The sequence below is a fragment of the Actinotalea sp. genome, assembly GCF_035443605.1.
Taxonomy (GTDB): domain Bacteria; phylum Actinomycetota; class Actinomycetes; order Actinomycetales; family Cellulomonadaceae; genus Actinotalea.
This window is the reverse complement of sequence record NZ_DAORSQ010000025.1, coordinates 18,151-27,219: the sequence shown is the minus strand read 5'-3', so window position 1 is coordinate 27,219 and position 9,069 is coordinate 18,151. Positions and strand designations below refer to the sequence as shown.

At 75.5% G+C, this 9,069-nt stretch carries 9 protein-coding genes; 3 read left to right on the top strand and 6 right to left on the bottom strand.

The window, feature by feature from the left end:
• Nucleotides 1-2,117, bottom strand: a 2,117-nt coding sequence (locus PKY62_RS04575) for a sodium-translocating pyrophosphatase (protein ID WP_324535313.1), incomplete at its 3' end; no start/stop codon positions are given.
• Nucleotides 2,118-2,436: 319 nt separating this feature from the next.
• Here PKY62_RS04575 and PKY62_RS04570 point away from each other — a divergent pair.
• Entirely contained in the window at nt 2,437-2,997 is a 561-nt protein-coding gene (locus PKY62_RS04570) for a sigma-70 family RNA polymerase sigma factor (protein ID WP_324535311.1), read from the top strand.
• Nucleotides 2,994-4,058 (top strand): hypothetical protein, encoded by a 1,065-nt coding sequence (locus tag PKY62_RS04565; RefSeq protein ID WP_324535309.1) that lies wholly within the window; start codon nt 2,994-2,996, stop codon nt 4,056-4,058. Before PKY62_RS04570 ends, PKY62_RS04565 begins: the two co-directional genes overlap by 4 nt.
• 91 nt (nt 4,059-4,149) lie before the next feature.
• On the opposite strand, the gene PKY62_RS04560 is transcribed toward PKY62_RS04565, so the two are convergent.
• Nucleotides 4,150-4,479: an STAS domain-containing protein gene (locus PKY62_RS04560; RefSeq protein ID WP_502875783.1), complete on the bottom strand. Its 330-nt coding sequence runs from the start codon at nt 4,477-4,479 to the stop codon at nt 4,150-4,152.
• Nucleotides 4,480-4,694: 215 nt separating this feature from the next.
• Between PKY62_RS04560 and PKY62_RS04555 the strand changes: the two genes are divergently transcribed.
• Nucleotides 4,695-7,082 carry a DEAD/DEAH box helicase gene (locus PKY62_RS04555; protein ID WP_324535306.1) on the top strand — a complete coding sequence of 796 codons (2,388 nt, stop codon included), beginning with the start codon at nt 4,695-4,697 and terminating at the stop codon, nt 7,080-7,082.
• 135 nt (nt 7,083-7,217) lie between these two features.
• Here the strand turns inward: PKY62_RS04555 and PKY62_RS04550 are convergent, their stop codons facing one another.
• The 4 genes from PKY62_RS04550 to PKY62_RS04535 all read right to left on the bottom strand — a co-directional run bounded on the left by PKY62_RS04550 (nt 7,218) and on the right by PKY62_RS04535 (nt 9,032).
• On the bottom strand, nt 7,218-7,688 hold the full coding sequence (locus tag PKY62_RS04550; protein ID WP_324535304.1) for a histidine kinase: 471 nt from the start codon (nt 7,686-7,688) through the stop codon (nt 7,218-7,220).
• Complete coding sequence (locus PKY62_RS04545) at nt 7,685-8,068, bottom strand: TadE family type IV pilus minor pilin (protein ID WP_324535302.1); 384 nt, start codon at nt 8,066-8,068, stop codon at nt 7,685-7,687. The genes PKY62_RS04550 and PKY62_RS04545 overlap by 4 nt, the downstream gene beginning before the upstream one ends.
• Nucleotides 8,065-8,457, bottom strand: coding sequence for a DUF4244 domain-containing protein (locus PKY62_RS04540; protein WP_324535300.1), 393 nt, complete (start codon nt 8,455-8,457; stop codon nt 8,065-8,067). Before PKY62_RS04540 ends, PKY62_RS04545 begins: the two co-directional genes overlap by 4 nt.
• 149 nt (nt 8,458-8,606) lie before the next feature.
• A complete protein-coding gene (locus PKY62_RS04535) occupies nt 8,607-9,032 on the bottom strand; it encodes a type II secretion system F family protein (RefSeq protein ID WP_324535298.1) in 426 nt (141 codons plus the stop codon).
• Nucleotides 9,033-9,069: the final 37 nt, after the last annotated feature.

The window sequence follows — 9,069 nt, the reverse complement described above, 5'->3', positions numbered from 1 at the left end:
AGCGCGACGAGGTTCATCACCTTGATGAGCGGGTTGATCGCGGGGCCGGCGGTGTCCTTGAACGGGTCGCCGACCGTGTCCCCGATGACGACGGCGGCGTGCGCGTCGGAGTTCTTCCCGCCGAACCGGCCGTCCTCGACGATCTTCTTCGCGTTGTCCCACGCACCGCCGGAGTTGGCCAGGAACACCGCCATGAGCACGCCGGCGGCGATCGACCCGGCGAGGAACCCGGCGAGCGGGCCCACGCCGAGGCCGAAGCCCACCGCGATCGGCGCGAAGGCCGCGAGGAGGCCGGGGGTGGCGAGCTCCCGCAGCGAGTCGCGCGTGCAGATGTCCACCACGCGCCCGTAGTCGGGCCGCACCTCACCGGTCATGATCCCCGGGAACTCGTGGAACTGGCGGCGCACCTCGAAGACGATCGCCCCGGCAGCGCGCGTCACCGCGTCGATGGCCAGGCCGGAGAAGAGGAAGACGGTCGCGGCCCCGAGGATCACCCCGACCAGCGTCACCGGGGAGATCACCTGGTAGGAGAGCATCGCCAGGGCCATGTCCGACGTGTCGAGCGCACCGCCCAGCGCGCTGACGGCCTGTCGCACGGCGTCCTGGTAGGCGCCGAAGAGCGCCGTCGCGGCGAGCACGGCCGTCGCGATCGCGATGCCCTTGGTGATCGCCTTGGTGGTGTTGCCGACGGCGTCGAGGTCGGTGAGGATGCGCGCACCGGCCGCGTCGACGTCCCCGGACATCTCCGCGATCCCCTGGGCGTTGTCGCTCACGGGGCCGAACGTGTCCATCGCGACGATGACGCCCACGGTGGTGAGCAGCCCGCAGCCGGCCAGGGCGATGAGGAACAGGGACAGCGTGATGGACCCGCCGGAGATGAGGAACACCCCGCAGATCGCCGCCGCGATGATCCCCGCCGTGTAGACGGCGGACTCGAAGCCCACCCCCACCCCGGAGAGCACGACCGTGGCCGCGCCGGTCAGCGAGGTCCGCGCGACGTGGAGGGTCGGCGCCGACGTCGTGCCCGTGAAGTAGCCGGTCAGCCACAGGATGATCCCGGCGAGCACGATCCCGATGGCCACGGCGAGCGTCGCGACCACGCGCGGGTCGCCCGTGTGGGCCGCGAGCTCCTCGCTGATCCCGCTGAGCTCGGCGAAGGTCGAGGGCAGGTACACGAAGGCGGCGACGGCCGAGGCCACCGCGCCGGCCAGCGCGGAGAGGTAGAAGCCGCGGTTGATCGCGGTGAGGCCGCTCTCCTCGCCCTGGACCCGCGTGATCGCCACACCCAGCGCGGCGACGAGCGCGCCGATCGCGGTGACGACCAGCGGGAATACCAGACCCTGCTCGCCGAACGCGACCTTGCCGAGGATGAGCGCCGCGACGAGCGTCACGGCGTAGGACTCGAAGAGGTCCGCCGCCATGCCGGCGCAGTCGCCGACGTTGTCGCCCACGTTGTCCGCGATGGTCGCGGCGTTGCGCGGGTCGTCCTCGGGGATGCCCTTCTCGACCTTGCCCACCAGGTCGGCACCGACGTCGGCCGCCTTGGTGAAGATGCCACCGCCCACGCGCATGAACATGGCCAGCAGCGCGGCACCGAAGCCGAAGCCCTCGAGCACGGCTGGCGCCTGCTCGCGGTAGATGAGCACCACGGACGCGGCTCCGACGAGCCCGAGCCCGACCACCGACATGCCGACCACGCCACCGGTGCGGAACGCGATCCGCGCCCCCACCACACGTCCGTCCGGCCGCTGCGCCGCCGCGGCCACGCGCACGTTCGCGCGCACCGCGAGCCACATCCCGAGATAGCCGATCGACGCGGAGAACCCTGCGCCGACGAGGAAGAAGATCGACCGCCCGAGCTTGACCCCGGTGTCCCCCGGCAGGAGGAAGAGGAGCGCGAAGACGACGACGGCGAACAGCACGAGGGTGCGGAACATCCGGTTGAGGTACGCCGCGGCGCCCTCCTGGACCGCCAGGGCGATCTCCTGCATCTTCGCGGTGCCCTCGCCGTAGGCGAGCACCTGGCGGCGCAGCACGACCGCGGTGGCGAGCGAGGCGAGCCCGATGGCCGCGATCACCGCCACGATGGTCATGCTCGTGGTTCCGAGCGTCGGCATCCGTCCTCCTGAGACGTCGAGACCGGCCCCGTCGCCGGTAGGCGACCGGGGCCGCGGAAGGCCGCAGTCTACGGGCCACCCTCGCTGGACCGCGCGGCCGGGCGAGGTGATCGCGCTTGCACGTTCGCGCAGGTCGCGGGGCCGTCATGGGCGGTCCGCCGACCGACGCAGCAGGGATCCGGCCGCTGCACCGCCGGGACCCCCAACGTTCCGCGCACGTCGTGCGTCGTGCTGGGTGAGAGGGTTCACCCGTCGCAGGGGCACGGGCGAGCCGACCTCTCGTCGAGGCCGGGTGCCACGCACCGGGCGAGGAGGTGGCATGGCACGCTGGCAGGAGGCGCTCGAGGCGCTCGTCCGCACGCGCGGTGCGGCGCTGGTCGGCTACGCCTACCTGCTGTGCGGTGACCGCCGCGAGGCGGAGGACCTGGTCCAGGACGCCCTGGTCAAGACGTTCACGCGCGGGCGGCTGGGCCTCGAGCCGACCAACCTCGAGGGCTACGTGCGCCGCGCGGTGCTGACCACCTACCTCGACGGCTTCCGGCGCCGCCGCAGATGGGCCGCGATCCGGCACCTCACCGGCGCGAGCGAGGCGACGGGTGCGCACGACGTCGCGACGGACGCGCGGCTCGACGTCGCAGCTGCGCTCGCCGTGCTGTCCCCCCGGGAGCGCACGTGCGTGGTGCTGCGCTACTACGACGACCTCACCGTCGCCGAGATCGCGGCGACGCTCGCGCTGAGCGAGGGCGCGGTCAAGCGCTACCTGTCCGACGGCGTGCACCGCCTCGAACCCGCCCTCGGGTCGCTCGCCGGCGACCTGACCAGCGGCGACCTGCCCGAACCCGAGACCATCCCCGTCGAGCTGACCCGGAGGACACGATGAGCCTGCTGCACGAGCACCTCGACGGACTGGTCGCGAGCGTCGACGACGACGCGACGACCGAGCGGCTGCTGGCCCGGGTGGGGCCGATGATCGGGCGCGTCCGCCGCCGCCGCGCCACGCGGCACACCGTCACCGGGGTCGCCGCGGCGGGCCTCGTCGGCATGGTGGCCGTGGGTGGCCCGCGGCTGCTCGACGGCCCGGCGGTCACCCCGCCCGCCTCGACGGGGCTGGACCCCGAGGTGTGGGGCTGCGGCGCCGAGCCCGCGACGGCGGAGGTGGCGGATGCGGGGACCCTCGCCATCGGCGGGGTGGTGGTGGCCGTCGTCGGCGGTGTGCTCGACGGGTCGGAGCTCGACCGGGCTCCCGTGGAGGTCGCGATCGGTGCCGCAGGCGCCGTGACCCTCGACGACACCGCGTCGGTCCTGGTCGTCAGCGACGGCATCGTCCTGGCCGGTCCCGTCACGGGGACCCAGCCCGATGGCGGGGCGGACGGGACGACTGGTGTCGACGCCCTGGCCTTCACGCTCCCGCTGGTGTCCTGCGGCCCGGCGGCTGCACCCCTGCCCGCGGGCACCTACACGCTCGTCGTCACCCAGCGCGGGGATGCCGCGGGCACGACGGTGGAGCTGCGGGCGGAGCAGACGCTGACCGTGGTCGCCGACCAGCAGGCCGCCCGGGCCGAGCGGGCACGTCTTGCGGCGGCCGCACAGGCTGCGGGCGAGGCCGCGGCCCAGGCGGAGCTGAGCCGGCTCACCGCGCAGCTCGCGTCGGTCAGGGCTGCCGTCGAGGGCGGTACCGAGGGCGAGGCCGGTACGGGTGCCGGTGGCCGCCTGCTGTCCTCGTCATACGCCCCGGGGCAGCTCGACGCGGTCGTCGACGTCGCGGGCGGGCCGCAGCCGGGGGTCACGGAGCGGCTCGAGGCCGCCGGGTTGACCGTGCTCTCTGCTGACGAGACCAGCTGGACGGTGGCGACGTCCGAGGGGGTGCGGGTCGAGGTGACGCCCGGCGAGGCGACCCGCACCGGCGCGCTGGTGCGGTACGAGGTCCGCGTCGAGGGCTGAGGAGCCGCCTGCCACGGGTCGAGGTCGACCCGAGGCAGGCAGGAGTCCCGCCAGGTTCGACGGCGCTCCGCCTCCTGACGCCCCGCGAGCGTCAGCCGCCCAAAGCCTCGTCGAGCGTGGCGTGGATGGAGAACACCTGCGTCAGTGCGGTGATCTTGAAGACCTTGAGGATCTTCTCCTCGCTGATGACCAGCGCGAGGTCCCCACCGAGGGTGCGGACCTTCTTCAGGGCGCCGACGAGCACGCCCAGGCCGGTCGAGTCCATGAAGCTCACGGCCGACAGGTCCACGATGAGATCGGTGTGCTCCGCGTCGACGAGCGAGGACAGCTCCTCGCGCAGCACCGGGGCGGTGTAGACGTCGATCTCCCCCGTGACCTCGACCACGGTCCGGTTGCCGCTCGCGCGACTCGCCACGGACACGTCCACAAGGGCCTCCTCAACATCACCGCCAGGACCTGCACATTGAATCAAATGCACAGGGCACATGGGGTCCACCACCCCGACCCCACCATCGTGAATGATCGCACCCGTCCGGCGCGGCCGTGACCGATCGCGCCGGACGGATGCCCGAAACGTCGATCTTCACCCGGTCGCCCGGCGGACGGCCGGTCCGCGATCGGTGCGAGGATCGACGCGTGGCGAGCTCGGCGGAACTCCTGGAGGTGCTGCTCGCCGGCGGGCGGCGCGCCGAGAGCCTCACGCACGCCGAGCGCCTGCCGCCCCGCCCGGGCCGCACGGCTCCATGGCCCGCCTGGGCCGATCCCGCCCTCGTCGCGGGCTACCAGGTGCTCGGCGTCGCGGAGCCGTGGACCCACCAGGTGGAGGCGGCCGACGCGCTGTGGGCGGGCCGGCACACGGTGCTGGCCACCTCGACGGGCTCGGGCAAGTCCATGGCCTTCTGGCTGCCGGCCCTGACCGCCGTCCAGGACGCGAGCGCGGGCGAACGCCGGGACGCCGGCCGGTTCGCCACCCGGCGCGCCACGGTGCTCTACCTCAGCCCGACCAAGGCCCTGGCGGCCGACCAGCTCGCCGGCCTCGAGCGGCTCGTGGCCGCCGCCGGACTGCGCTCCGCCGTGCGCGCCGCGACGTGCGACGGGGACACCGACACCGCCGCGCGGCGCTGGGTGGTGGACCATGCAGACGTCGTGCTCACCAACCCGGACTTCCTCCACTTCGCGCTGCTGCCGGGGCACCGCCGTTGGGCGCGGCTGCTGCGCTCGCTGCGCTACGTGGTCGTGGACGAGAGCCACGCGTTCCGCGGCGTCTTCGGGGCCCACGTCGCGCTGGTGCTGCGCCGGCTGCGCCGCGTCGCGGCGCTCTACGGGGCCGAGCCGACGTTCGCCCTGGCCTCGGCCACCACGGCACAGCCGACCACGAGCGCGGCGCGACTGCTCGGCGTCGCAGCCGACGACGTCCTGGCCGTCACCGACGACGGGTCGCCGCGCGGCGCCCAGACCATCGTGCTCTGGCAGCCGCCCGAGCTCCCGGGTCAGGACCCGGGCCTCGACGACGACGGCACCCCGCTCGCCGACACCGCCCCCGCGCACCGCACGGCGACGGCAGAGATGGCCGACCTGCTCACCGACCTCACGGTCGCGGGCGCCCGGACGCTCGCCTTCACCCGGTCCCGGCGGGCGGCGGAGTCCGTCGCCGCCACGACGCGCGACCACCTCGAGGAGGTCGGCCGAGGGCTGGGCCAGGGGGTTGCGGCGTACCGCGGCGGCTACCTGCCCGAGGAGCGCCGCGAGCTCGAGCGCCGGCTGCGCAGCGGGGACCTGCGGGCCATGGCGACGACCAACGCGCTCGAGCTCGGCGTCGACATCGCGGGACTGGACGCCGTGCTCATCGCCGGGTGGCCCGGCACGCGGGTCTCGCTGTGGCAGCAGGCGGGCCGCGCCGGCCGGGCCGGCGCCGAGGGTCTCGTCGCGCTCATCGCGCGCGAGGACCCCCTGGACACCTACCTCGTGCACCACCCCGAGGCGATCTTCGCGACCCCCGTCGAGGCGACCGTCTTCGACCCGACCAACCCCTACGTCCTTGCGCCGCACCTGTGCTCCGCCGCGGCGGAGCAACCCCTGCGCCGCGAGGACCTGGCGCTCTTCGGGCCCGGGACCGAGCAGCTGCTCGACGTGCTCGTGGAGCGGGGGGCGCTGCGCCGGCGCGACTCGGGCTGGTACTGGACCCGCCCGGACGCCGCAGCGTGGCTCACGGACCTGCGCGGGACCGGCGGGAAGCCGGTCCGGGTGGTCGAGGAGGAGACGGGTCGACTGCTCGGCACCGTCGACGCCGCCGCGGCCGACGCCCAGGTGCACGACGGCGCCGTGTACGTCCACCAGGGCGCGACGTTCGTCGTCGAGCACCTGGACCTCGAGGCGTCGGTGGCGCTGGTCAGCGCGCGGTCGGTCGACTACCGCACGTGGTCACGCTGGGTCAGCTCCGTGGCGGTGCGCGAGGTTCGCGCCGAGCGGCAGGCCGGGCCCGTCACGTGGGGCTTCGGCACCGTGGACACGACCACGCAGGTGATGAGCTACGCCCGTCGCCGGTTGCCGGACCTCGCCACGATCGGCAGCGAGACGCTCGACCTGCCACCCCGCACGCTGCGCACCACCGCCGTCTGGTGGACGGCCCCGCCCGACGTGCTCGAGGAGGCCGGGCTCGACGCGGTCGACACCCCCGGCGCGCTGCACGCCGCCGAGCACGCCTCGATCGGCCTGCTGCCCCTGCTGGCCACGTGCGACCGCTGGGACCTGGGTGGGCTGTCGACCGCGCTGCACCCGGACACCGGCACGGCGACGGTCTTCGTGCACGACGCGTACCCCGGCGGCGCCGGGTTCGCCGAGCGCGGGTTCGGGCTCGGGGGCGCCTGGCTGCGCGCCACACGCGACGCGATCGCCGGCTGCTCGTGCGCCGCCGGCTGCCCGGCATGCGTGCAGTCACCCAAGTGCGGCAACGGCAACGACCCGCTGGACAAGGCAGGCGCCCTGCGACTGCTCGACGTCGTGCTGGCACACGACCCGGGCTGAGCGGCCCTGATCGCGGCGTGCGCCGAGGCGCGAGGCGAAGCGACCAACGGTGCGTACTGCGGGGTTCCGACAGCCGCACTCCGCACCGTTGCTCGGGTCGTGCAGGGCGCGCCGCACGGCCGGCGGCAGAGCCGCTCACGGCCCGCGTGCCCAGACGGGGCCGGCCCGGGCGACGGCGCTCGCGGTGCCGAGCACAGAGCCGCGCGTGGCGGTGACCTGCACGACCCCGTCGCCCAGCGCCGCGCAACGCGTCAGGGTGCCGCCGTTGCGGGCGGCCACCTCGCCGGCCAGGGCGCAGGCGACGGCCGGGGATGCCGCCGGGTCGGCGAGCACGATGCCCGGCGGGGCGGCGAGCACCGAGGCCGCGGCCACCGCGCCGAGGTCAGCTGCCGACCGCGCGACGAGGCGGGCGCCCTGGGCCCGCGCGAGCACCCCGAGCAGCGCCGCCACCGTGATGACCACGGCCATCAGCCCGAGGACGAGGACGCTCCCCGCGCCGCGGTCCGCGTCCGGCGCCGGCGCGGCCGCGTCCGGCGCCGGCGCGGCCGCGTCCGGCGCCGGGCGGGCCGCCCGGGCAGCGCCCGCCCGACATCCTCGCGCGGTCACGGCTCCACCCACGCGGTCGCCGACGCGCTGACGGCCAGCCGCCCGGCGGTGAACCACGCGCCCGCGGTCGGCGAGCTGACCGTGACCTCGACCCACGGCTCGGCGCGGTCCACCGCGACCACGACGGCCGCGCCGCCGACCCTCCGGGCCACGTCGAGCACGTGGGCGTCGCTCTCGCCCAGCGCTGCCACCCGCGCACCGGCCCGCGCGGCATCCGCGCAGCGCAGCTGGGTCGCCGCCGCGGATCCGGTGACCAGGAGCGCAGCCAGCACCAGGACGACGGCGGGCAGGACGACGGCGAGCTCGGCCGTGACCGCTCCGCGGTCCCACGGTCCGACGAGTCGCCGGGCGCGGCCGCCGGCAGCGCGGCTCGCGGTCACACCGACAGCGCCCCGCGCACGATGCCCAGCAGCAGACCGCGCACCTCGTCGCTGCGCAGGATCGCCAGCAGCAGCCCGGCGAACCCGGCCGCGGCGACCGTGGCGATGGCGTACTCGGCCGTCGCCATCCCTGCGTCGCGCAGCTCGCCCCTGGTCGCGGCCGCACCGCGCCTTCCGCGGGCCCCGTTGCGCCGGGTCACCCCCCACGGGCGCTCGGGCGGGGCCGCGATCCCCGGGCCGGCACCGCACGGGCACTGCCCGGGCCCGTCCGCGGGACACGTGACCGCATCGTGCAGCGCGTCGCACCCGTCGAGCGCCCCTCGCCCGCTGAGCCCGCTGAGCCCGCTGAGCCCCTCCGTGCCACCCTCGTCGATCGCCGTCGGCGTCATCGTTCCCACCTCTCCTCGACGCCCGTCACCGGGCCGTCCTGCGGGCCACGGTCGCGGCCCACCACGACGGTGCCGTTCCGGCCGTCCCTCGTGGGCGTTGGCCCCGGCACCCGGTGGAAGGCATCCGTCGCGCGCGACCCTGTGGACGGTCAGCCGGCGAGCGTGCCGCTGACGAGGGCGAGCACCACGGGGACGATGCCCACCAGCACGAACGCTGGCAGGTGGCACAGGCCCAGCGGCAGCACGAGCCGCACCGCCAGCCGGGCCGCCGCGTCGTGCGCCGCCGACTGCGTGTCGCGGCGGACCTGCTCGGCCGCCGCCCGCAGGGCCCGTGCGGGCGGGGCCCCCTGCTCCCACGCTGGCCGGAGCGCGTCCGCGACGGGCGCGAGCACGGGCGGCGCCGCGGCCCAGGCCTCGTCCCACGGCGAGCCCCAGAGCAACGTCGTCGCGACTCCCGCGAGCGTGGCGCCTCGGGCGCCACCGATCGCCTCTCCCACGGCGCCGAGCGCGCGCGGCACCGTCGCCCCCGCGGTCGACGCAGCGACGAGCAGCTCGAGCACGACGGCGAGCGGCACCTCGGGCGGCTGACCGCTCGCGGCGCGACCGCGCGGG

Bases quoted from the DNA above. Each gene is read 5' to 3' on its own strand.
- PKY62_RS04570 (WP_324535311.1), top strand. From the start codon at position 2,437: ATGGCACGCTGGCAGGAGGCGCTCGAGGCGCTCGTCCGCACGCGCGGT.
- PKY62_RS04565 (WP_324535309.1), top strand. From the start codon at position 2,994: ATGAGCCTGCTGCACGAGCACCTCGACGGACTGGTCGCGAGCGTCGAC.
- PKY62_RS04540 (WP_324535300.1), bottom strand. From the start codon at position 8,457: ATGACGCCGACGGCGATCGACGAGGGTGGCACGGAGGGGCTCAGCGGG.